26 protein-coding genes are annotated in these 22,993 nt (G+C 47.1%); all 26 read left to right on the top strand.

Annotated features, from left to right (window positions below):
* The 26 genes from hslU (at nt 1) to LX24_RS00840 (ending at nt 22,946) form a co-directional block, all read left to right on the top strand.
* On the top strand, nt 1–1,407 hold the full coding sequence (hslU, locus tag LX24_RS00965; protein ID WP_166510265.1) for an ATP-dependent protease ATPase subunit HslU: 1,407 nt from the start codon (nt 1–3) through the stop codon (nt 1,405–1,407).
* A gap of 143 nt (nt 1,408–1,550) precedes the next feature.
* Complete coding sequence (codY, locus tag LX24_RS00960) at nt 1,551–2,333, top strand: GTP-sensing pleiotropic transcriptional regulator CodY (protein ID WP_166510264.1); 783 nt, start codon at nt 1,551–1,553, stop codon at nt 2,331–2,333.
* A gap of 218 nt (nt 2,334–2,551) precedes the next feature.
* Nucleotides 2,552–3,250 carry a 30S ribosomal protein S2 gene (gene rpsB, locus LX24_RS00955; RefSeq protein ID WP_166510263.1) on the top strand — a complete coding sequence of 233 codons (699 nt, stop codon included), beginning with the start codon at nt 2,552–2,554 and terminating at the stop codon, nt 3,248–3,250.
* Between the two features lie 116 nt (nt 3,251–3,366).
* The gene (tsf, locus tag LX24_RS00950) at nt 3,367–4,020 is read left to right on the top strand and encodes a translation elongation factor Ts (protein WP_166510262.1); all 654 of its coding nucleotides are present in this window, start codon (nt 3,367–3,369) and stop codon (nt 4,018–4,020) included.
* Nucleotides 4,021–4,092: 72 nt separating this feature from the next.
* Nucleotides 4,093–4,830 carry a UMP kinase gene (pyrH, locus tag LX24_RS00945; RefSeq protein ID WP_166510261.1) on the top strand — a complete coding sequence of 246 codons (738 nt, stop codon included), beginning with the start codon at nt 4,093–4,095 and terminating at the stop codon, nt 4,828–4,830.
* A 13-nt stretch (nt 4,831–4,843) separates the two neighbouring features.
* Nucleotides 4,844–5,365: a ribosome recycling factor gene (gene frr / locus LX24_RS00940; protein WP_243131572.1), complete on the top strand. Its 522-nt coding sequence runs from the start codon at nt 4,844–4,846 to the stop codon at nt 5,363–5,365.
* A 26-nt stretch (nt 5,366–5,391) separates the two neighbouring features.
* Nucleotides 5,392–5,595, top strand: coding sequence for a hypothetical protein (locus LX24_RS00935; RefSeq protein ID WP_166510259.1), 204 nt, complete (start codon nt 5,392–5,394; stop codon nt 5,593–5,595).
* A gap of 3 nt (nt 5,596–5,598) precedes the next feature.
* Nucleotides 5,599–5,766, top strand: coding sequence for a DUF362 domain-containing protein (locus tag LX24_RS00930; RefSeq protein ID WP_166510258.1), 168 nt, complete (start codon nt 5,599–5,601; stop codon nt 5,764–5,766).
* A gap of 57 nt (nt 5,767–5,823) precedes the next feature.
* Nucleotides 5,824–6,603 carry an isoprenyl transferase gene (locus LX24_RS00925; RefSeq protein ID WP_166510257.1) on the top strand — a complete coding sequence of 260 codons (780 nt, stop codon included), beginning with the start codon at nt 5,824–5,826 and terminating at the stop codon, nt 6,601–6,603.
* Nucleotides 6,604–6,672: 69 nt separating this feature from the next.
* Nucleotides 6,673–7,458, top strand: coding sequence for a phosphatidate cytidylyltransferase (locus LX24_RS00920; protein WP_166510256.1), 786 nt, complete (start codon nt 6,673–6,675; stop codon nt 7,456–7,458).
* A 10-nt stretch (nt 7,459–7,468) separates the two neighbouring features.
* Entirely contained in the window at nt 7,469–8,551 is a 1,083-nt protein-coding gene (gene ytvI, locus LX24_RS00915) for a sporulation integral membrane protein YtvI (protein WP_166510255.1), read from the top strand.
* A gap of 22 nt (nt 8,552–8,573) precedes the next feature.
* The gene (locus tag LX24_RS00910) at nt 8,574–9,728 is read left to right on the top strand and encodes a 1-deoxy-D-xylulose-5-phosphate reductoisomerase (protein ID WP_166510254.1); all 1,155 of its coding nucleotides are present in this window, start codon (nt 8,574–8,576) and stop codon (nt 9,726–9,728) included.
* Nucleotides 9,729–9,841: 113 nt separating this feature from the next.
* A complete protein-coding gene (rseP, locus tag LX24_RS00905) occupies nt 9,842–10,876 on the top strand; it encodes an RIP metalloprotease RseP (RefSeq protein WP_166510253.1) in 1,035 nt (344 codons plus the stop codon).
* 199 nt (nt 10,877–11,075) lie between these two features.
* On the top strand, nt 11,076–12,149 hold the full coding sequence (gene ispG, locus LX24_RS00900; RefSeq protein WP_166510252.1) for a flavodoxin-dependent (E)-4-hydroxy-3-methylbut-2-enyl-diphosphate synthase: 1,074 nt from the start codon (nt 11,076–11,078) through the stop codon (nt 12,147–12,149).
* Nucleotides 12,136–13,866 carry a proline--tRNA ligase gene (locus LX24_RS00895; RefSeq protein ID WP_166510251.1) on the top strand — a complete coding sequence of 577 codons (1,731 nt, stop codon included), beginning with the start codon at nt 12,136–12,138 and terminating at the stop codon, nt 13,864–13,866. Before ispG ends, LX24_RS00895 begins: the two co-directional genes overlap by 14 nt.
* A gap of 285 nt (nt 13,867–14,151) precedes the next feature.
* The gene (locus LX24_RS00890; RefSeq protein ID WP_166510250.1) at nt 14,152–14,610 is read left to right on the top strand and encodes a ribosome maturation factor RimP; all 459 of its coding nucleotides are present in this window, start codon (nt 14,152–14,154) and stop codon (nt 14,608–14,610) included.
* Nucleotides 14,611–14,679: 69 nt separating this feature from the next.
* On the top strand, nt 14,680–15,759 hold the full coding sequence (gene nusA, locus LX24_RS00885; RefSeq protein ID WP_166510249.1) for a transcription termination factor NusA: 1,080 nt from the start codon (nt 14,680–14,682) through the stop codon (nt 15,757–15,759).
* A gap of 77 nt (nt 15,760–15,836) precedes the next feature.
* Complete coding sequence (rnpM, locus tag LX24_RS00880; RefSeq protein WP_166510248.1) at nt 15,837–16,106, top strand: RNase P modulator RnpM; 270 nt, start codon at nt 15,837–15,839, stop codon at nt 16,104–16,106.
* Nucleotides 16,103–16,429, top strand: coding sequence for a L7Ae/L30e/S12e/Gadd45 family ribosomal protein (locus LX24_RS00875; protein ID WP_166510247.1), 327 nt, complete (start codon nt 16,103–16,105; stop codon nt 16,427–16,429). The genes rnpM and LX24_RS00875 overlap by 4 nt, the downstream gene beginning before the upstream one ends.
* A gap of 18 nt (nt 16,430–16,447) precedes the next feature.
* On the top strand, nt 16,448–19,090 hold the full coding sequence (gene infB / locus LX24_RS00870) for a translation initiation factor IF-2 (RefSeq protein ID WP_166510246.1): 2,643 nt from the start codon (nt 16,448–16,450) through the stop codon (nt 19,088–19,090).
* Between the two features lie 32 nt (nt 19,091–19,122).
* The gene (rbfA, locus tag LX24_RS00865) at nt 19,123–19,470 is read left to right on the top strand and encodes a 30S ribosome-binding factor RbfA (RefSeq protein WP_166510245.1); all 348 of its coding nucleotides are present in this window, start codon (nt 19,123–19,125) and stop codon (nt 19,468–19,470) included.
* Nucleotides 19,463–20,449 (top strand): DHH family phosphoesterase, encoded by a 987-nt coding sequence (locus tag LX24_RS00860; RefSeq protein WP_166510244.1) that lies wholly within the window; start codon nt 19,463–19,465, stop codon nt 20,447–20,449. Before rbfA ends, LX24_RS00860 begins: the two co-directional genes overlap by 8 nt.
* Before the next feature lie 2 nt (nt 20,450–20,451).
* Nucleotides 20,452–21,366, top strand: coding sequence for a tRNA pseudouridine(55) synthase TruB (gene truB, locus LX24_RS00855; protein ID WP_243131552.1), 915 nt, complete (start codon nt 20,452–20,454; stop codon nt 21,364–21,366).
* A 27-nt stretch (nt 21,367–21,393) separates the two neighbouring features.
* The gene (locus LX24_RS00850) at nt 21,394–22,356 is read left to right on the top strand and encodes a bifunctional riboflavin kinase/FAD synthetase (RefSeq protein ID WP_166510242.1); all 963 of its coding nucleotides are present in this window, start codon (nt 21,394–21,396) and stop codon (nt 22,354–22,356) included.
* Between the two features lie 125 nt (nt 22,357–22,481).
* Nucleotides 22,482–22,712, top strand: a complete 231-nt coding sequence (locus LX24_RS00845) for a hypothetical protein (RefSeq protein WP_166510241.1) — start codon at nt 22,482–22,484, stop codon at nt 22,710–22,712.
* Between the two features lie 12 nt (nt 22,713–22,724).
* Nucleotides 22,725–22,946, top strand: coding sequence for a hypothetical protein (locus tag LX24_RS00840; RefSeq protein WP_166510419.1), 222 nt, complete (start codon nt 22,725–22,727; stop codon nt 22,944–22,946).
* Nucleotides 22,947–22,993 lie beyond the last annotated feature (47 nt).

Genomic DNA, 22,993 nt, shown 5'->3' with positions numbered 1-22,993 from the left:
ATGAATTCGCTGACGCCCAGGCAAATCGTTGCTGAACTGGACAAATACGTTGTTGGCCAAAAGCAAGCGAAAAAAGCGGTGGCCGTTGCTTTGCGTAACCGGTACCGGAGAAGCAAGTTGCCTGAAGACTTACGTGATGAAGTGATGCCCAAAAATATATTGATGATCGGTCCCACGGGTGTGGGTAAAACTGAAATTGCCCGCCGTCTGGCTAAACTTGTCAAAGCACCACTGATCAAGGTGGAAGCCACAAAGTTTACTGAAGTGGGCTATGTGGGAAGAGATGTTGAGTCGATGGTGCGGGATTTAGTGGAGACGGCCATTCGCATGGTGCGCAGCGAAAGAATGGCCCAGGTGGAGGAAAAGGCTAAAATAATGGCCGAAGAGCGAATTGTCGAGCTGCTGGCTCCCATGCCCAGGGAAGATAAAACCGTGCGTAATCCCCTGGAAATGTTGTTCGGTGCCGGTCGCCAGCCGGACCAGGCTGATAAGAATTACCAGTACCAACAGCAAATGGCCAGCCGGATTAAATTCGAAAGGGAAACCTTGCGGGAAAAATTATCCAGGGGGGAACTTGAAGAAGAGCATGTGGAAATTGAAGTAGAGGATAACCGGCCACCTGTGATGGAAGTTATTACGGGTTCGGGTGTGGAGGAAATGGGCGTTAATATCAGTGACATGCTGGGTAACATTTTCCCCAAGAAAAAACGCTTGCGCCGGTTAACCGTTGCCGAAGCACGCAAGGTTCTAACCCAGCAGGAGGCCCAAAAGCTTATTGACATGGACGAAGTAATCTCCTCCGCCGTACAGTTGGCAGAAAACGACGGTATTATATTTTTGGACGAAATCGACAAAATTGCCATGCGTGAGGGCGGTGCCGGACCTGATGTCTCCCGGGGTGGTGTGCAGAGGGACATCCTACCTATAGTGGAGGGTTCCACCGTCATGACTAAATATGGGCCGGTCAAAACGGATCACATATTATTCATTGCCGCCGGAGCTTTCCACATGTCCAAACCGTCCGATTTGATTCCCGAGTTGCAGGGCCGCTTTCCCATCAGGGTGGAATTAACCAGCCTGACCAAGGAAGATTTTTGGCATATTTTAGTCGAACCCCAAAATTCCTTAATCAGGCAATACATAGAATTATTGCGTACGGAAGGGGTAGAGATTACTTTTTCACCAAATTCCCTTGTGAAAATTGCAGAAATCGCTTATACTGTTAATGAACAAACAGAGAATATCGGTGCCAGAAGACTGCATACCATCATGGAGAAATTGCTGGAGGATATTTCTTTTGAGGCCCCCGAGCTTGAAAGCGGGTTATTTAATATTGATGAACAATATGTTGCCGAAAAATTGAGCGGAATAGTGAGTGATTTAGATTTGAGCCGGTATATATTGTAAAAAATTATAGATAAATGCATGCATGCATTTAACCTGTTGTTACTAAAGCTATGCGCTTTAGGCAGTAAAACATGCTACAATGTTTATAGGCGGTTAATACAGTTTACCAATTGAATTAGTATATAGGAAAGAGGCGATGTAGCTTGCGTGACTTGCTAGCTAAAACCCGTTCGATTAATAAAGTTTTACAAAAATCCGCGGGTTATCCGGTTGATTTCAAAGAGATTTCAACAAACTTGAGTGAAAACATCGAGTGTAGTATTTATATCTTGGATCGCCGGGGAAAGGTACTGGGTTACAGCTACCTAAAAGGTTTTGTCTGTGATGTAATGGACGATATTGTTGAGTCGCCGGCTGGTTTTCCCCGTGATTATAATGAAAACCTGTTGCGTATTAATGAAACACATGCTAACATATGTCAAACTGTCAATGCTTGTGCTTTCCATCACGATAAGAAATGTGAATATAGTAAAATTACCACTGTTGTGCCTATCGTAGGTGCCGGGACCAGGTTGGGAACGCTGGTGCTGGCTAAGTATGATAATAATTTTACAGATGAGGATTTGATTTTGGCCGAGCTCGGTGCCACTGTGGTCGGTATGGAAATTCTGCGGGCCCGTCAGGATCGCATGGAAGAAGAGGCCAGAAAACGCGCTGCGGTCCAAATTGCCATCGGCACCTTATCCTACTCCGAACTTGATGCGGTGCACCACATATTCAAACAACTGGACGGAGATGAAGGTTTATTGGTGGCAAGTAAAATAGCGGACCGGGTTGGTATAACCAGATCCGTGATTGTAAACGCTTTGCGTAAATTTGAAAGTGCCGGTGTTATTGAATCCAAATCCCTGGGTATGAAAGGTACCTTTATTAAAGTTTTAAACGACCGCCTATTAGAAGAACTGGATCGGATTAAAGAACATTAAAATATTTAGGTAACATGAAGTCAGCTACAAATAAAAGGCTGACTTTTTTTGTTCTATTTAACAAGCAGCCTTGTCATGGGGTAAACTTTGTGTTAGAATACATCTTGGTGTTAAATACACACGCTGCCGGATTTTGCGCAGGTGGTTCCCCATGGGGGCCCTGGGAAAGATGATGGCGGCGGAGGAAAAAAAACCGGCGGGGAGGAGGTGTTTTACCGGTGGCCGTAATTTCAATGAAGCAATTGCTTGAGGCAGGTGTTCATTTTGGACACCAGACCCGCAGATGGAATCCTAAAATGGCTCCTTACATTTTTACGGATCGTAACGGTATTTACATTATTGACTTGCAAAAAACCGTAAAAAAGGTTGAGGAAGCCTATAATTTTATTAAGTCAACCGTTCAGGAAGGCGGCAGCGTGTTATTTGTCGGTACAAAAAAACAAGCCCAGGAATCTGTTCGTGAAGAAGCAGAACGCTGTGGCATGTTTTATGTTAACCAGCGTTGGCTTGGTGGCATGCTGACTAACTTCCAGACCATCCGCAAGCGTATCGAGAGGTTACATGCATTGGAGAAGATGGAACAGGATGGTACAATGGATAAGCTGCCCAAAAAAGAAGTTGCTGAATTGCTGCATGAGAAAGAAAGGTTGTCCAAGTTTTTGGGCGGAATTAAGGATATGCGTCGTTTGCCCCAGGCTTTGTTTGTAATTGATCCACGTAAAGAACGCATTGCTGTTGCCGAGGGACGCAAATTGGGCATCCCCATTGTTGCTATTGTGGATACCAATTGTGATCCCGATGAAGTTGATTATATTATACCCGGTAATGATGATGCCATCAGGGCGGTCAGGCTTTTAACAGCAAAAATTGCTGATGCCGTGATTGAAGGCAACCAGGGTGAACAAACTGCTGAATAACTCGTTGGCGGGGGATTAGCCTGGGAAGGTAACCCCTGCCTTTTTCTCTATTATCATGAATTTTTGGTTATAATAGTATATTACAGAAAAAACATTTTTAATAGGGGGTTTATTATATGGCTGAAATAACTGCGGCAATGGTAAAAGAACTGAGGGAAAAATCCGGTGCTGGCATGATGGATTGTAAAAAGGCACTTTTAGCAACCGAAGGCGACATGGATAAGGCCATAGATTTTTTACGTGAAAAGGGACTGGCTTCCGCAGCTAAGAAATCCGGCAGGATTACAGCCGAGGGTTTAGTGGAGTCCTATATTCATGCCGGCGGTAAGATAGGCGTGCTGCTGGAAGTAAACTGTGAAACGGATTTTGTAGCCAAAACCGATGAGTTTAAAGCGCTGGTTAGGGATATCGCCATGCAGGTTGCTGCTGCACGTCCACAATACGTTGCCCGGGAAGAAGTGCCCGCGGACATCGTGGCCAAGGAAAAGGCGATTTTGGCTGCCCAGGCCGCCAATGAAGGAAAACCGGAAAAAATTATTCAGAAGATGGTTGAAGGTAGGATTGAAAAATTTTATAAAGAGGTTTGCCTGTTGGAACAACCGTTTATCAAAGATCCTGATAAAACCATCAAAGATCTGGTAACTGAAAAAATTTCAAAAATAGGTGAAAATATTTCTGTGCGCCGGTTCGTGCGCTACGAGCTTGGTGAGGGTCTGGAAAAGAGGAAAGATGATTTTGCTGCTGAAGTAATGGCCCAGGCAGGAAAATAATATAGCATAAAAAGGAATTTAAATATTAATGTAGAAGAAGTAATTATAGTGACGGGAGGTTGTGTTGCCCCAATGGATACGCCCAGGTATAAGAGGGTTGTATTAAAATTAAGCGGTGAGGCATTGGCTGGAACCAGGGGATATGGCATAGATCCCGAAGTCGTATATTCCATAGCGGTACAGATAAAAGAAGTGGTTCAGTTGGGTGTTGAAGTGGCGGCAGTCATCGGCGGCGGCAATATATGGCGGGGTGTAGCCGGGAGCACCAAAGGGATGGACAGGGCCACTGCCGATTATATGGGTATGCTGGCTACGGTAATTAACTCCCTGGCCTTGCAGGATGCCTTAGCTAAACATGGCGTTGACACCAGGGTGCAAACCGCCATTGAGATGCGCGAAGTGGCTGAACCGTATATTCGGCGACGGGCTATCAGGCACCTGGAAAAGGGCCGGGTGGTTATTTTTGCCGCAGGCACTGGTAACCCCTATTTCTCCACAGATACCACCGCCGCTTTAAGGGCGGCGGAAATAGAGGCCGAGGTAATTTTAATGGCCAAGCGGGTTGACGGTGTTTATGATTCCGATCCGCTTTGCAATAAAGACGCTGTAAAATTTGGTCAGCTAACCTACATCGATCTGCTAAACAAAGGGCTTGGGGTAATGGATTCAACAGCTACCTCCTTGTGCATGGATAACCGTATTCCACTGTTTGTTTTCGGCCTTAATGAACCGGGTAACATTAAACGAGCTGTTTTAGGTGAAAATGTTGGGACGTATGTTGGAGGTGATTTGAGTGACGCTTCTGTCTGATATTGAAAAGAATATGCAGAAATCAGTGGAAGTAGTAAAGAAAGAGTTTGCCTCGTTGCGTGCTGGCAGGGCTACTCCTGCTTTGTTGGATAAGATTATGGTGCAATACTACGGTACCCCTACACCTGTAAATCAGCTGGCAAATATTAATATTCCGGAGGCGCGATTGCTGGTTATTCAGCCTTGGGATAAAAATGCACTGCCGGATATCGAAAAGGCAATATTAAAATCGGATTTAGGAATTACCCCGGCCAGTGACGGTAATGTAATTAGGTTGACAGTGCCGCAATTGACCAAGGAGAGAAGAGCTGAGCTGGTAAAGGTCATCAAGAAGAAGGCTGAAGATGGCCGGGTTGCCATACGTAACTTACGCCGGGAGGCTAACGATGGATTAAAGAGTCAGCAAAAGAACGGGGATATCTCTGAAGATGAGTTGCGGCGTTTACAAGATGAAGTACAAAAGTTAACGGACAAATACATAAAGGAAATTGATGCATTGTTTGCCGCTAAGGAAAAGGAGATTCTGACGATCTAGCTATTCTTACAACGACGGTGATTAAATTGCAAATAGATAACCTCTTGACTGTGGAACTGGATACAGCTTTGGAATTATGCCGTTTAGCGGGTTGGCAAGTCAAGGTGGAAGTCACCTCGCCACCCCGTGGGGAATCGACGGGGCGATACAGAGTACTTCGTGGTCGTGAGCTTGCCGGCGGCGGTATTCTGCTGACGGTGGCCAGAGATGTTCCAGGGAAGGAGGTGTAAGAATTGGCATACAGAATTACCGATGAATGTTTGGCATGTGGAACTTGCTTGGAATCCTGCCCCAGTGAAGCAATTATAGAAGGCGATATATATAAGATTGACGCGGATAAATGTGAAAATTGCGGAACCTGCATTGAAGAATGCCCCACCGGAGCCATTATTGAAGAATAATGGAACAACCCCCTCGTATCCGGAGGGGGTTGTTTTATAAAGAAAGGGGAGCCCGGAATGTTGAAACGGCTGTTGGGCGGACGTCATAAATCTACACTAAGTGAAGAAGAATTGATGAAACAGCTGGACATTTCCAAGTTGCCGGTACATGTTGCCATTATCATGGACGGCAACGGGCGGTGGGCTACCAGGCGGGGAGCGCCCAGGTCGTTTGGACACAGGGCTGGCGTCAACGCTTTACGTGAAGTTGTAAAATTAAGCGTGGAGCTTAAATTAAAGTATTTGACGGTATATGCCTTTTCTACCGAGAATTGGAAAAGGCCGCGTGAGGAAGTAAACATATTAATGAACTTGTTGGTGGAGTACCTGTACAAAGAAATTGACGAGCTGTGTGCCAATAATGTTCATATTAATCCAATGGGTATATTGTCCGAGTTGCCCCCTAAGCCCCGGGAAGCGGTGGATATGGCCATCCGGCGCAGCAAAAATAATACCGGCCTGGTTTTTAATGTGGCCTTAAATTACGGCGGTAGGTCCGAACTACTGAAAGCTGTGCGGGAAATCGGACAAAAAATTAATAGCGGTGAAATAAAAGTTGAGGAAATAAATGAACAAGTTATAGCCGATCATTTATTTACTAAGGGCCAACCCGACCCGGACCTGCTAATCAGGCCGTCGGGCGATTGCCGGGTTAGTAACTTTCTCTTGTGGCAACTGGCTTATACAGAATTTTGGCTTACAGATGTTATGTGGCCGGATTTTGGCAGGAGGGAATTTTTACAGGCATTATTAGATTTTCAAAAAAGGGAGAGGCGTTTTGGCGGTCTCATTACATAACTGATTGTATTTTCGACAATGCTTTATTTGAAAGACACGGATAATAATTTATCCCGGGCTGGTGATTAATTGTTTAGACAGAGGTTGTTAAGTTCAATTATTGGAGGTTCCATATTAATTGCTGCGGTATGGTATGGTGAAATTTTATTGTTGGCCGTAACCGCAGCATTGATGTTACTGGGCGCCCGGGAAATGATTTTAATATTTTCCAAGCTTGATTTGAAAGTGCCCCCAATTATGATCTTCCCGGGTTGTCTATTTTTAGTCATTGCCGCATATCAATATAAAGGTGGTTTTCCGGGTGAAGTACTCATACTGATACTGGTGTTTTACTTGATCATTATGACAATATTTTACCCACGATTTACCCCCTTTGATGCAATGGTATCCTTTTTCAGCACTGTATATACCGGTTTGCTTATTTTTCTTTATTTACTCAGTACGCTGCCAAACGGTTTCGTGTGGTTGGTATTAATGCTGGCTTGTACTTGGTCCAACGACACCATGGCTTATTTGGTTGGCCGCCGGTGGGGCAACCGGCGCATGGCACCCGAACTTAGCCCGGGCAAGACAAGGGAAGGGGCTTTGGGAGGTATATTGGGCAGTATTATAGCAGCCTGGGCAGTGGCTTTGTTCTTTGAGCAACCACTGTGGCCGGTATTGTTACTGGGCATGGTCACCGGTATGGCGGCTCAAGCCGGCGATTTGGTGGAATCCGCCATTAAACGTCAAGCCGGGGTTAAAGACGCCGGCAAGCTGATACCCGGCCACGGGGGTATCCTGGATCGATTCGACAGCATGCTCTTCACGGCTCCCCTGGTATATTATTACGTGTGCTTTATTTTAATAAGCTGAGGTGAATTAGTTGCCGCGGTCGATCATAAAAATATTGTACGTGCTGGCGGGTGCGGTGACACTGCTGGCTGTTTATCTGGTTATCAAGTATGTTGTGCCCGAAGCATTTTCCTTACTTTCTTATTTACTGGTTATATTGCTTCCGTTCCTATTGGCGGTGATTTTTAGTATTTTCATGGAGCCATTGGTAATTTTTTTGGGGCATAACGGCAGGGTGCCAAGGGCGGTTACCGTACCAATGGCTATGCTGGTTTTTTTTGGAGGCATCGGTACTGTACTTGCGCTGATTTTTTTGAGGTTGATTAAGGAATTAAGCGACCTATCCGCAACTATACCCCGGATGGCTGTTGAAGCCCAAAACTTTATCGATTTGTGGATAAAAAAAGGCGTTTTATTTTACGGTGCATTGCCAAAAAGTGTAACCTCTAGTTTTCAGGAATCTTTGAATGCCATCATTGGTACCGTAGAGCACTGGGCCGGAGAACTGGTGGTTATTTTATTAGCTGTTATCAGTGGTGTCCCCGGCGCTTTTATGGTCATACTTGTAAGCTTGATTGCTACCTTTTTTTTCAGCAGAGACAGGGAAAAAATAGCCAGGCTTTGGCTTGGAGTAGTTCCCCAGCCGTGGGGGATGCGCATTATGGAAATTAGCAAGCAAATTGCCGTGGCTTTTCAAGCATATGTTCGAGCACAAATTATTTTAGTTTCCATCACTGCATTTATCAGTATCATCGGTCTTTATTTAATAGGGGTCAAGTATGCTCTGACCGTGGGGTTACTGATCGGTTTTTTGGATATGATACCGGTATTGGGTCCGGGCACAATATACGTTCCCTGGGCTTTTCTAGCCTTCGTGACCGGTAATACAGTGCTGGGCATAGAGCTTACAGTGTTATATTTGATGGTAATGGTTATCAGGGCCATGCTGGAAGCCAAGGTTGTAGCCTCCAATTTGGGACTGCACCCTTTGGCGGTATTGGTGGCTATGTTCGTAGGGTTAAAAACCATTGGTGTGATCGGCCTTATACTAGGTCCTATTTTGATTGTTGCTATCATGGCAGCGTTTAAGGCGGGGAACTCCGTTAATAAATAAAAATGACTAATTGGAGAGTATAATGAAGCAATTAGCGATTTTAGGCAGCACCGGATCCATTGGTCGCCGGGCCTTGCAAGTGGTGGATAATTTTCCTGATGATATTAAACCTGTGGCGCTGGCCGCCGGAAAAAACAAACAGCTATTATTGGAACAGGTGAAAAAATACAGGCCCCGTCTGGTTTCGTTGCAAGGGGAAGAGGATGCCCGGTGGTTGCAGCGACAGGTTGGCAACAGAAAAACTGAAATATTTTACGGCCAGGAGGGGTTGCTGGCGGTGGCCACCTGTCCCGGCGTTGATACGGTGTTAACAGCAATTTCCGGTGCAGTGGGGCTTGGGCCCACTGTGGCGGCCATTAGGGCCGGTAAAAATATAGCCCTGGCCAATAAAGAAACGTTGGTGGCCGCTGGTGAGCTGGTTATGTGTCTGGCTCATGAATACCGTGTAAACATCAGACCGGTAGACAGCGAGCATTCGGCCATCTGGCAGTGTTTACACGGGGAAGATGGTAATAACGTAGCCAGAATTTTACTTACTGCCTCGGGGGGGCCATTTCGTCGTTACAATCCAGAGCAAATGGCCGGCATCACCCCTGCTATGGCCCTTAACCACCCCAACTGGGAGATGGGTGCCAAAATCACAGTGGATTCCGCTACTTTAATGAACAAAGGGCTTGAGGTTATAGAAGCAAGATGGTTGTTTGGCATTAATTATGATAATATAAAAGTGGTAATTCATCCCCAAAGCATTATCCATTCCATGGTGGAATTTAATGATGGTTCCGTTTTGGCTCAAATGGGTGTTCCGGATATGCGGTTACCTATACAATATGCTTTGTTTTACCCGCAGCGCCCTGCAGGGGACGTACCTAAGCTGCAGTGGCCGGTCACTGATTTAACCTTCGAAGAGCCCGATTTGGAAAAGTTCCCCTCCCTGGCCCTGGCTTACCGGGCGGGGCGGATAGGTAAAACTATGCCGGCAGTGCTTAACGCTGCTAACGAGGTGGCGGTACATGCCTTTTTAACTGGAAGGATTTCTTTTATGTCTATCCCTGAATTGGTAGCAGCTGTAATGGAGGAGCATATCCCCGTTACATATAACTCACTGGAAGATATACTTGAAGCGGACCTTTGGGCGCGCGGTAGGGCTGATGAAATTATTGTAGATAAATTTTAAATCCTGACGGTATACAAGTTTGTGTATAATACAGGTGAAATTCTTAAGTTGAGGCATTTTTCTACTCACTTTTATTTAGTACCAAGTGAAATTTTTTATAAAGGATGAAGTGTATGGCAACCTTTTGGGCTTCGGTTTTTGTTTTTGCTATATTGATATTTTTCCATGAGCTGGGGCATTTTGCCGTAGCTAAAGCGGTGGGTATAAAAGTGCATGAGTTTAGCCTGGGTTTTGGCCCCAAATTGTTTGGTCAGAATCGTGGAGGCACTGATTATAACATACGGTTATTACCGTTGGGCGGGTTTGTGCGTATGGCCGGGATGGACCCCGAAGAAGAAGACGTGGAGGAAGGCAAGGGGTTTAATGATAAAACTGTGCTACAACGCATGGCGGTGATCACAGCTGGTCCGCTGATGAACTTTTTTTTGGCCGCAGTGTTGATGGCAATTATATTCATGCTGCAGGGAATGCCTGTGCAGGGCACAACGGTGGCCAGTGTATTGCCCGGGCAACCGGCTGAACAGGCGGGTATCAAATCCGGTGACCAGATTTATTCCATTGACGGTAAAAAGGTGACTAACTGGGAAGAAATTATAACCGGTATAAGTAACCGGCCCGGTCAACCCACTGATGTGGTGATCATAAGAGATAATCAAAGAATAGAGCTAACGGTTACTCCGGTTATGGGCGAAGAGGGGAGGGCTATTATCGGTATCTCCCGGGTACAAAAATTGAATCCACTGGCCGCATTTGCCAGTGGTGTCGAGCTTACTTTTCAGGTGACGGTAATAATATTGGAGTTCGTTGGTAAAATGATTACCGGCCAGGCACCCGCGGATCTGGGGGGACCTGTTCGGATGGTTTGGGAAATTGACCGGGCGGTGGACACAGGTTTTTATTATTTGCTGCAGCTGGCTGCCTTTTTAAGTATTAACCTGGGTTTATTCAATTTGTTCCCCATTCCCGCATTGGACGGCAGCCGCATAATGTTTCTCGGTCTGGAAGGTCTGCGGGGACGCCCTGTGGACCCCGCCAAGGAGAATTTTATACACATGGTTGGGTTTGGTCTGCTGATAATGTTGATTGTGGTGATTACATATAACGATATTTTGCAGCTTTTTATGCAAGGGCCTCAGGGCTTCCAGTAAGTTGTTCCGGAAAATTAATAAATGGTTACCCCGGCGTAAACTATGGCTGCCGGGGTAATTATTTGGGGTTTGGGGCGGTAGCTTGGAAAAACTTACTCGTAAATGTTATAATGTATGTTGTTTGCAAGCGCTCCATTTTGAGCATATGTACAAGCTCAAATGGCGATACTTTTAGAGCTATTAGCTTGGAGGATAAAAAATGCAGCGTAGGAAAACCAGGCCGGTACGCCTGGGCGGTATTATTGTGGGTGGTGACGCGCCGGTTTCTGTGCAATCCATGACTAACACCGACACACGTGATGTTGCCGCCACCAGGGGGCAAATCGAACGGTTGATCAGAGCGGGTTGCGAGATTGTCCGGGTGGCGGTGCCGGACCGCCAGGCGGCGCTGGCATTGCCGGATATTATGCAGAATATGAACGTACCCCTGGTGGCGGACATTCATTTTGACTACCGTTTAGCCCTGGCGGCCATTGATGCCGGGGTGGATGGACTGCGCATCAACCCCGGTAATATCGGCGGCCGGGATAAAGTGGCGGCGGTGGTACGGGCGGCCAGGCAAAGGAGTATACCGATACGCATTGGCGTTAACGCAGGTTCACTGGAAAAGGATTTGCTCCGGGAAGGGGTGACTCCCGAGGCGATGGTACAGAGCGCGCTCAGGCACGTATCCATGCTGGAAGAGTTGGGTTTTTACGATATTAAAATTTCTTTGAAAGCCTCGGACGTGCCTGTGATGCTAAAGGCTTATCGTATGCTGGCCGACAAGGTTGATTACCCGTTTCACATCGGGGTTACCGAAGCCGGTACTGTGTTTACGGGAAGTATCAAGTCGGCGGTAGGCATTGGGGCGCTTTTGTGGGAGGGTATCGGTGATACCGTTAGGGTTTCATTAACGGGTGACCCGGTGCAGGAGGTGCGAGTGGCCTTTGAAATATTAAAGGCTCTTGGCATTAGACGCCGGGGGGCGGAGATGATATCGTGTCCCACCTGTGGCCGCACTCGCATTGATCTATTTAAAATTGCCGGAGAGGTGGAACAGCGTTTAGCTGCCATTGATCAGCCAATCAAAGTGGCGGTTATGGGCTGTGCCGTTAACGGTCCAGGGGAGGCCAGGCATGCCGATGTGGGCATTGCCGGCGGCGTAGGAGAAGGTATTATTTTCCGCAAAGGACGGGTGATCAGGAAAGTGCCGGAAAATTTGCTGGTAGAAGAGCTGATGAAAGAAATCGATATTATTATTCAAGGGAGGAACGGGGATGAGGGTTTCTAATTTACTGGTGCCCACCTTAAGGGAGGTGCCCGCAGAAGCCGAGGTGGTCAGTCACCAGTTACTGCTGCGGGCCGGCTTTATGCGTAAGGCGGCGGCCGGTATATATACATTGTTGCCACTGGCCTGGCGGGTGATTAGCAAAATTGAGCGTATAATCCGGGAGGAAATGGACAAACAGGGTGGCCAGGAGATATTAATGCCCATAATACAACCCGCCGAATTATGGCAGGCATCCGGCCGCTGGGATGTGTATGGTCCCGAGTTGTTCAGGCTAAAAGACAGGCATGGCCGTGACTTTTGCCTGGGACCGACCCATGAAGAAATTATCACCATGCTGGTCAAGGGTGAAATAAACTCATATAAACAACTGCCCTTGTTGTTGTATCAAATTCAAAACAAGTACCGGGACGAGCGCCGCCCCCGGTTCGGTTTAATGCGGGGCAGGGAATTTATTATGAAGGATTTGTATTCCTTTGATCGAGATGAAGCGGGACTGGATATTAGTTATCAAAAGATGTACGAAGCCTATACAAATGTTTTCAGCCGCTGTGGTTTGCGTTTCAGGCCGGTGGTTGCCGATTCCGGTGCCATTGGAGGCAGTGATACCCATGAATTCATGGTGCTTGCTGAATCAGGGGAAGCCACTGTTTTATACTGTGCTGACGAAAAGTGCGGTTATGCGGCTAACCAGGAACGGGCGGAGGCAGTATCGCAAAGAACCGGTTCAGGCGGCGGTGCACCCGGTGAACTCACCAAGGTACATACGCCGGGGTGTCGCAGCGTCGACGAAGTGACCAAATATTTGAATGTGCCGCCGGAAAAAATTATCAAAACTGTTATTTACACCACTGAAAAGGAAAACGTGGCGGCGATGGTCAGGGGCGACAGGGAAATAAATGAAATTAAGCTGTATAATGCCCTGGAATGTGTCAGGCTGGATCTGGCTGATGAACAGACGGTGCAAAGGGTAACCGGTGCCCCGGTGGGCTATGCCGGCCCCATAGGGCTGGAAGGGATTAAGCTGGTGGCTGACCATGAGGTTATGGCACTGGTAAATGCTGTCTGCGGTGCCAACGAAAGAGATATGCACATTATTAATGTAAATCCGGAACGGGATATCAAACCGCATTTGACCACGGACATACGTCTGGTAAAGGCCGGTGAGCCCTGCCCCAAATGCGGTGCAAATTTATTGGAGGCCCGTGGAATTGAGGTAGGTCAGGTTTTTAAGCTGGGTATTAAATACAGTAAAGCTCTCTCGGCTACTTTTTTAGACGAAAACGGAAAGGCAAAGCCTTTTGTTATGGGTTGTTATGGTATTGGTGTAACCAGAACGATGGCTGCTGCCGTGGAACAAAATTACGATGAGCGGGGTATAATCTGGCCCGTACAAATAGCACCTTATCATGTAATCGTGGTTCCGGTGAGTAATAAGGACCAGAATCTTATGCAGGTCGCTGAATCAATATATTGTGACCTCAATGAAGCAGGGGTGGAAACAATTATTGATGACCGGCCGGAGCGGGCAGGAGTTAAATTTAATGATGCGGATCTGGTAGGTTATCCCGTGCGCATTACCGTGGGATCAAAGGGACTGGCCGGCGGGCAAGTGGAACTTACCTTGCGCCGGGATGGTGAAACGGAAATGGTACCCCTAAACAACGTGGTGGATGCGGTAAAGGCCAAGTTGAAAGCCCTGGGGGAAGAAGGAATTTGATACCTGCATGATGTATGGTAGCCTTCACCTTGTCAAACGCTCCCTTTTATGATAATATAAATTTGCTTTTGTGCCTATTCGTTGATTTGGTGGTTCTCCTCGCTCTTAATAGCGGTGTGGGGGAGGTAAAATGCAGATTACCCCGGATGACCAGTATTGTGGTCAGTGATTGATAGCGACCACTAAAGACTATTTATTCCTGTTATTAAAGGAGTGGGTATTGCCCACTCTTTCGTATTATACTAAGGGAAACTGCGTCAATTTAATATTGGGGAGGATATTGCAATGGGCAATAATATAGTAGGCAATGTAGAACAAATCATTACCCCCAAGCTGGTTGAGTTGGGTATTGAGCTGGTGGATATACAATATACCCGGGAAGGGGGGCGCTGGTTTTTAAGAATTTTTATTGATAAGCCTACAGGTATAGGTCTCGATGATTGCCAGTTGGTCTCTGAGAGTATCGACCCGCTGTTGGATGAATATGACCCCATACCGCATGCATATACCCTGGAAGTTTCGTCACCAGGATTGGATAGACCGCTGAAAAAACCGGCCGATTTTGCAAGGTTTATCAATGAAAATATAAAATTGACTACTTATGTGCCGGTGGAGGGTAGACGCAGGTTTAAAGGTAGAATTATTGCTGCTGATGATAATTCAGTACATCTTGATGTACAAGGCTCGAATATTGTTCTAACCATGGAACAAATTGCTTCGGCCCGCCTGTCGCCGGAATTTTAAAGGCCCCGTGGTATTTGAGCCAGGCTTTAAATATCGTGTATGGAATAGTTTTTTTGGAGGGACACGGTAATGAATACCGAATTTTTGGAAGCCCTGAGGGATTTGGAAAGGGAAAAGGGGATTTCCGCCAGCGTGTTGCTGGAAGCCATAGAGGCTGCACTACTTTCGGCGTATAAAAGAAATTTTGGGTCATTACAAAACGCCAAAGTGCTTTTGGACAGGGAAACAGGCGATTGCAAAGTCTATGCCCAGAGAAATATTGTGGAAGAGGTAACAGATCCGCGCCTGGAAATTTCGCTTTCCGAAGCCCGGGCCATTGATCCCTTGTATAATTTGGGTGACGTGGTGGAAACCGAAGTTACACCGCGCAATTTTGGCCGGATAGCAGCCCAGACGGCCAAGCAAGTGGTGGTGCAGCGAATTCGTGAGGCTGAGCGTAATATTATATATGAGGAATTTGCTAACCGGGAAGGGGATATTATTAGCGGTGTGATTCAGCGGATAGAACAGAAGAACGCCTTTATTGAGCTGGGTAAAACAGAGGCCATATTAACATATGCAGAGCAAATACCGGGTGAAACTTATGCTCCCGGTGACCGGGTGAAGGCATATATTGTGGAGGTCAAAAAAACTACCAAGGGGCCGCAAATTTTTGTTTCCCGGACTCACCCGGGGCTTTTGAAAAGATTGCTTGAACTGGAGGTTCCAGAGCTTTCCGAAGGTATTGTGGAATTAAAGTCCGTGGCCCGGGAAGCCGGTTATCGTTCTAAAATTGCGGTTTACTCCAGGGATGAAAACGTGGACCCGGTGGGGGCGTGCGTCGGTCCCAAAGGGATGCGGGTGCAAACCATTGTTAATGAGTTGCACGGGGAAAAACTGGATATTATCAAGTGGGATCCGGAACCGTCCAAGTTTGTGGCCAGTTCACTTAGCCCGGCCAAGGTGGTGGCCGTTGAAATATGGGAGGATGAAAAGGTGGCCCGGGTTATTGTACCTGATTACCAACTTTCACTGGCTATTGGCAAGGAAGGGCAGAATGCACGCTTGGCTGCAAAATTGACGGGCTGGAAAATAGATATTAAAAGTGAAAGCCAGATGGCCGAGTTATATCCCGAATATAAGGACCTATTTGCCGAGGAATTTATCTAATTGCTGGCCGTCGTATCCGGAAGGTGTAAAACCCGCCTGAAATCAATAATTTGTTAATCGGATAGGGGGTCTTGTGCTTGCCCAGGGTAAAAAAAATACCGGAAAGAATGTGTATAGGCTGCCAGGAAATGAAGCCGAAAAAAATATTAATCAGGGTAGTGCGTACGCCCGAGGGAACTATAGAAATAGATTCCACCGGCAAGCGGTCCGGCAGAGGCGCTTACATTTGTCGGAGCAAAGATTGCCTGGATAAAGCACTGAAAGGAAAAAGACTGGATAAAGCACTAAAGCATGCCATTACACAGGATATTAAAGAGGGGTTGCTGGAGAGGGTGGATCAGCAATGACTGATGCAGCGGCTGGTTTACTTGGTTTATGCAGGCGGGCCGGAAAGGTGATTAGCGGTGAAACCGCAGTGCAAAGTGCTATTTTAAAAAATGAAGTCAAATTGTTAATTCTAGCATGTGATGCATCTAAACGCAGTCAGGAGAATCTTATGCAGTTGGCCAAAGATAATAATATTCCTGTTTTCCACTACTCTACCAAGAATGAACTGGGTTTGTTGCTGGGAAAGGCGCCCCGTGCAGCGGTGGCGATAACAGATGAACAGCTTGCCCGGGGTATAGCCGGAGCAATGGAAAGGGGAGAGGTTGACTTGTATACTTCTTAATCTTTCGGAGGTGATTGTATGGTAAAAAAACGTGTTCATGAACTTGCCAAGGAGCTTAATATAGAAAGCAAGGATATGCTACACAAGCTAAATCAAATGGGTATCACTGTAAAGTCTCATATGAGTACATTGGAGGATAGTGAGATAGTAAGAATAAGGAACCACTACCAAGGTGGCGGCGGCAAAGATACCGCCAATTCATCGCCAGCCAGAAAGGATAGGCGCGGAGGATATAAGACCACCGGTAGCCGGGACCGTCATGATCAAGGACCGGGTTTGGTGGACCGGGTTCCTGACCGGCCGCCCGATCGTGTATTTACTGATAAGGCCACCGGTCGTGGCGGTGAAGCAAAATACAAAAAACAGGATGCCCAACCCAGGGTTAACCAAAATAAGGGCAACCAACCCAAAAGCGGCCAACCTAAACAAGAAAACGGCCGACAGGGTAAGGCAATAAACGAACGTAATAAAGCGCCGGATGAGCCACGTGCCGCTCAAAATAAATACAATCAGAACAGAGGTCCGGCCCCCGCTTATCGCGACCGTAATAAACCGGGTGGCGATCATAACCGTACACCGGGTCAACAACGTCCTGCCAAATCCTTTGACCGGGGCGGTAAAGACTCCAGGGGAGGCCATGGGCTAAATACCCAAACCGGTGCCGGTCTGGCTAAATTAGCCCAAAAGGTTATGCCCGATCAAGTAAAAACAATGGAGAAAAACAAGGCTCAAGAGCGTTCCAAGCAGGTTGAGAAACATTCCTTTAAAGGGAAAACAGGCAAAGATAACAGGTTTGCCAAGGAAAGTTCTAAAAAGGAACGTGATTTCAAGCCCGGCTTAAACAAACGCTCTAATAAAGGCCAGCGTAAAAAAAGCCAGCCGGCTCCGCCTGTGGAAAAGAAACCCATCACCATTGGTGAAACCATTACTGTTAAAGCACTGGCCGAACGTATGTGTATCAATGCAGGCGAGGTAATCAAAAAGTTAATGGAACTGGGCACACTGGCTACCATTAACCAGGAAATTGATGCCGATACGGCAACCATTGTGGCCAATGAATTGGGTTTTGAAGTTAATATCAAGGTTGAGCTGGATAAAGAAACGCAGCTAATGATGGCCGAACCTGAAGATGAAGAAAAGGATCTAATAACGCGACCGCCGGTGGTTACCATTATGGGGCACGTGGACCACGGTAAAACGTCACTTTTGGATGCCATACGTCATGCTAATGTGACAGCCTCGGAGGCTGGCGGTATTACCCAACACATCGGAGCTTACCAGGTGGAGCACAAGGGCAAAAAAATTACCTTTGTGGATACACCCGGGCACGCGGCATTTACGGCCATGCGGGCCAGAGGTGCAAAGGTTACTGATATTGCCATACTGGTAATAGCTGCTGACGATGGCGTTATGCCCCAGACCGTTGAAGCAATTAACCACGCTCGTGCCGCCAAAGTGCCCATCATTGTGGCCATAAACAAGATTGATAAGCCCGACGCCAATCCGGAGAAGGTGAAACGTGAATTAACAGAGCACAATCTTATACCTGAAGAATGGGGCGGGGACACTATATTTGTCGAGGTTTCGGCCAAGCAAAAACAAAATCTTGGTGAGCTTTTGGAAATGATATTGTTAGTTGCTGAAATCGGCGAATATAAGGCCAATCCCAACCGGGCCGCCCGGGGGACAGTTATTGAAGCAGAACTGGACAAAGGCCGGGGACCTGTGGCTACTGTACTGGTGCAAACCGGTACCCTTAAAGTGGGTGACTTTATAATTGCCGGCGTGGCTTATGGTAAGGTCAGGGCGATGATGGATTATACCGGTCGACGGGTAAGTAAAGCAGGTCCGTCCATGCCGGTGGAAGTGCTTGGCTTTTCGGAAGTTCCTCCAGCCGGGGAGTTATTTTATACTGTGGAAGATGAAAAGTTTGGCAAGCAAATTATCGATGAACGATTTAAGAAAAAACGGGAAGAGGAGCTTAAACTTACAGCACCCAAGGTTTCCCTGGAAGATTTGTTTAACCAGATTCAAGAGGGCCAGGTAAAAGAGTTGGGTATAATAATTAAGGCGGATGTGCAGGGTTCGGTGGAAGCCGTGCGCCAGTCATTGGAACAAATCGGTACCGACGAAGTTAGGGTAAACGTTATCCATGGCGGTGTTGGTGCTATTACTGAATCCGACATTATGCTGGCTTCGGCCTCCAATGCCATCGTGATTGGATTTAATGTGCGGCCTGATGTAAATGCCCGTAACGCCATAGAAACCGAAAAGGTGGATATCCGGTTATACAGGATTATTTACGACGCCATTGAAGACATTAAGGCTGCCATGAGCGGTCTTTTGGAACCCGAGTATAAAGAAGTGGTGTTAGGCCGGGTTGAAGTGCGCAAGACTTTTAAAGTAACTAAAGTGGGCACCATAGCAGGTTGTTATGTCACCGAAGGGAAAATAACCAGGGATGCCGATGTCCGGGTAATCAGGGATGGCATAGTGATCCACGAGGGCCATTTGGATTCACTAAAAAGGTTTAAAGACGATGTCCGGGAAGTGATGCAGGGCTATGAGTGCGGTATTACCATAGAAAAGTTCAACGATATCAGGGAAGGAGACCAAATAGAGGCCTATACCATGGAAGCCGTTAAACGGGAATTGGCCTAATGATATTACTATAACCGTAAGGGGGGATGGTTATGTCCCACCGGCCGGAAAGGTTGGCCGAGGCCATAAAAAAAGAAATGTCCGACCTTTTATTGAATGAATTAAAGGACCCGCGGGTTGGTTTTGCCACCATAACCGGGGTTGATGTATCAAGGGACCTTAAGTATGCTAAAATTTATGTTAGCGTGTTAGGTAACCACGAGCAGAGGGGCGATACCATGGTAGCCCTAACAAAGGCGCAGGGGTTTATCCGTACCGAATTGGGACGTCGCATCAGGCTCAGACATGTACCGGAAATATCCTTTAAGCTTGATGAATCATTGGATCACGGAGTTCGGGTCATGGAACTCCTGGATGAGGTAAAAGGTAAAAATGTTTGATCACCGAGAAAAACATCTTTTTACCGCGTTGGTGGATGAGTTGTCCAGGGCTGGTAAGATCGCCCTTTGCGGTCATGTGATGCCCGATGGTGACTGTTTGGGGGCTATGCTGGCCCTTGGCCTGGCTCTGCGGCAAATGGGTAAAAGGGTTGTGTTTTACAGCCCCGACCCGGTGCCGGAGATGTACGGGTTTTTGCCCGGTGTGCATGAAGTGCAGGTGGAAATTAATGAACAACTACCTTTAGAATTGTTTATTTCGGTAGATTGCTCGGTGCCCGACCGGTTGGGTCATTTCAAGGAATTGCTCGACCGTGCGGGCCGGGTGGTCGTTATAGACCACCATGCCGGTTCGGTTGCCTTCGGTAATGTCTATCTAAACTGTCCCGCTTTCGCGGCCGCGGGGGAAATTGTTTACGAACTGTTAACCATGCTGCCGGTGGTTATTGATAAAGATATTGCCACCTGTTTATATGTGGCCATGGCCACAGATACTGGATCCTTCCGCTATGATAATACCAGTTACCGGACTCACCTTAGAGCAGCTGAGCTCTTGAAACTGGGATTTCCGGTGGCACGGATAAATAAACTGTTATATGAAGAAAAACCACTGATCAGCCTGCAAGTATTGGGGGCTGCTCTACAAACATTGGGTATAAGCAAATGTGGCCGGGTGGCGTGGATGTCTATGCAAAGAGCTACGCTACACAGTCTGAACGCAACCGATGAACATGTTGACGGAATTATCAATTACCCGCGCATGATTAGGGGTGTAGAGCTGGCTTTGTTTTTCCGCGAATTGGAAGATGAAAAATACAAGGTCAGCCTCAGGTCCAAGTATTACTTGGATGTTAATAAGCTGGCCGCTTGTTTCGGAGGGGGCGGGCACCCCCGGGCAGCCGGCTGCGTGGTAAATGGCAAGTTGGAGGATATAAAAAGCCGGTTTTTGGAGGCGGCCTTAAAAGAGTTAAAGGATGAATGAATATGGACGGTATAATAAACATCCTTAAACCGCCGGGCATGACCAGCCATGACGTGGTAAGCTTTGTTAGAAGAACCACCGGCCAAAAAAAAGCTGGCCACACGGGCACCCTTGATCCCGGGGCTGCCGGTGTGTTGCCCGTCTGCCTGGGTAAGGCCACCAAAATAATACAGTACCTGCCGGGCAACAAATGCTATCGTGCTGAGGTAACCTTTGGTAAATCAACCAATACCCAGGACTCCTTTGGTGAGGTTATAACTGACAGAGGTGCGGAGGGTATTGAGGTTGGGGATATAAAGCAAGCATTAGCTAGTTTCACAGGATGGATTGAGCAAGTGCCCCCAATGACATCGGCTATCAAATACAAGGGCAAAAAACTTTATGAGCTGGCCCGGGCAGGTATTGATGTGGAAAGAAAACCCCGTTCTGTTTACATATACGATATTGCGCTGGTAGCTTTTCATCACCACCCGGTATACCCCAGCGCTATTTTTCACCTTCATTGTTCTGCGGGTACATACGTGCGTACAATTTGTCATGATCTTGGCCAAAAATTGGGCTGTGGTGCTTTTATGTCCTTTTTATTGCGCACCCGGGCAGGGATGTTTGTCTTGGATGACGCCGTTACTCTGGAACAATTGTCTGAGCTGGCGGGGAGGGACATAAAAACACTGATGGTTTCCATGGGAAAGGCGCTGGAACACCTGCCCGCAGTAGCCATTGAAGGGGCGCAGGTAAAAGCCGTTAGCTGTGGCAATTGTATTAAGCGGCCAACCTTTGCCTTGGCGCAAAAGCTTACCGCCGGGCAGTTGGTCCGCCTGGAGAGTGCAGGCCGTTTAATCGCCCTGGCGGTTGTTAAGGAACCCCCCGGCACAGGGGAGCAATATATGCTTCAACCGGTTAAAGTATTGGCATAAACACCTGATGTGGAGGTTGTATCAGCAGTGTATATTTACAGTGACTTGACAGGGTTAAAGGATAAACACAAAGATATGATAGTCGTGCTGGGCAACTTTGACGGCATCCATTTGGGACACCGCAGGCTGATTGATAATTTGTTGGTCAAGTCCCGAGCAGTTGGCGGAACGCCCACTGTTTTTACATTTAATCCCCACCCTCTGGCGGTTTTGAAGCCCGAAGGTGGGCCCCCATTGATACTACCCCCCAATGTGAAAAGGGATATGTTTGCGGAACTGGGGGTTGAGGTGCTGCTGTGGATACCATTTACTTTGGAGTTCGCCCGCTTAAGCCCGGAGGATTTTATTGAGCAGGTATTATGTAAACAACTGGGGGTACGTGCTGTTTTGGTGGGTTATAATTATACCTTTGGTTATATGGGCAGGGGCAATCCGGAATTATTATCGGAGTACGGTAAGAAACTGGGTTTTGACGTGCAGGTTTTGCCACCGGTTACTATAGACGGCCAACCGGTGAGCAGTACATTAATAAGAAGCTTACTGGCCGACGGGGAAATATCCGAGGCTAAGAAATATCTGGGGTATAACCCGGTGATTGAGGGTACGGTTGTCTGTGGCGAAAGGCGCGGCAGAACCCTGGGCTTTCCAACAGCCAACCTGGCAGTAGATGATAATTTACTGGTACCTGCCAACGGAGTATATTCGGTGCAAGTCGATGTAGATGGTTATGCCTGGGGAGGAGTGGCCAATATAGGTGTCAAGCCTACTTTTCACGGTAACTCCTTTGTCAGAACCATTGAAGTGCATCTGTTGGATTTTTACGGTGATTTATATGGCAAAGCGATAAAAGTGTATTTCATCAGGCGGCTGCGCAATGAGAAAAGATTTAACTCAGCAGGTGAATTAATTGAACAAATTCAAAGAGACATTTTTGAAGCTCGTATAGATGCGCCGGTGCCGGGTATGGAAAGTTTGAAGTGGGGCCTGTGAGCGATTCTTCATCTTGATAAGTTTACTTGCCAGGTAGAATATGTTACAATGAGTAAGTAATCAAATACGGTTTTGTTACCCAGCCGATAAACGTCCCATAAAAATTGAAGGGAGACGTTTTGTTTATGGGGGTGCCCAAGATCGATTTGCCGGAAGAAGAGATTAAAAGATGGTTAAACCATATTGCACTGATTTGTCTAAGTGAGGATTTTCAAAGTTTAAAAAAGGAACTGGAAAAAATATATTTGCAGGCCAGCACCGAGGAAGATGCACAAATAGCGGCTTTCCAGGATGCTTTATATGCATTTCTGGCCCAGGAAGAAGATGAACTAACCTGCAAATCCGGGGCAAACTAAAGTAATATGGAAATGAACGTAATTATTACTGAACACGCGCGCAAGCGATTACGTGATTATCGCCAGGATAAAATCACGGTTGCTGATATTATAGCCGCTTCCAATGGTATACCGGGTCGCATACCCACAGCAACCCGTTTTAGGGGTTTTTTTGCAAAATCGGGGCGCATGTTTGACATTGTTGCCAAGGATATATCCAGCGGGCGGCTGGTTATTACCGTGATAGGTAAATAAGAACTGTTAGCTAGGGAACTCGCTTATCTCCGGCGATTAGCTTGGCT

The sequence above is a fragment of the Desulfallas thermosapovorans DSM 6562 genome (assembly GCF_008124625.1).
In the GTDB taxonomy this organism is placed as follows: Bacteria; Bacillota; Desulfotomaculia; order Desulfotomaculales; family Desulfallaceae; genus Sporotomaculum; species Sporotomaculum thermosapovorans.
The sequence above is the reverse complement of the archived record's forward strand: the minus strand, read 5'-3'. Positions and strand labels throughout refer to the sequence as shown.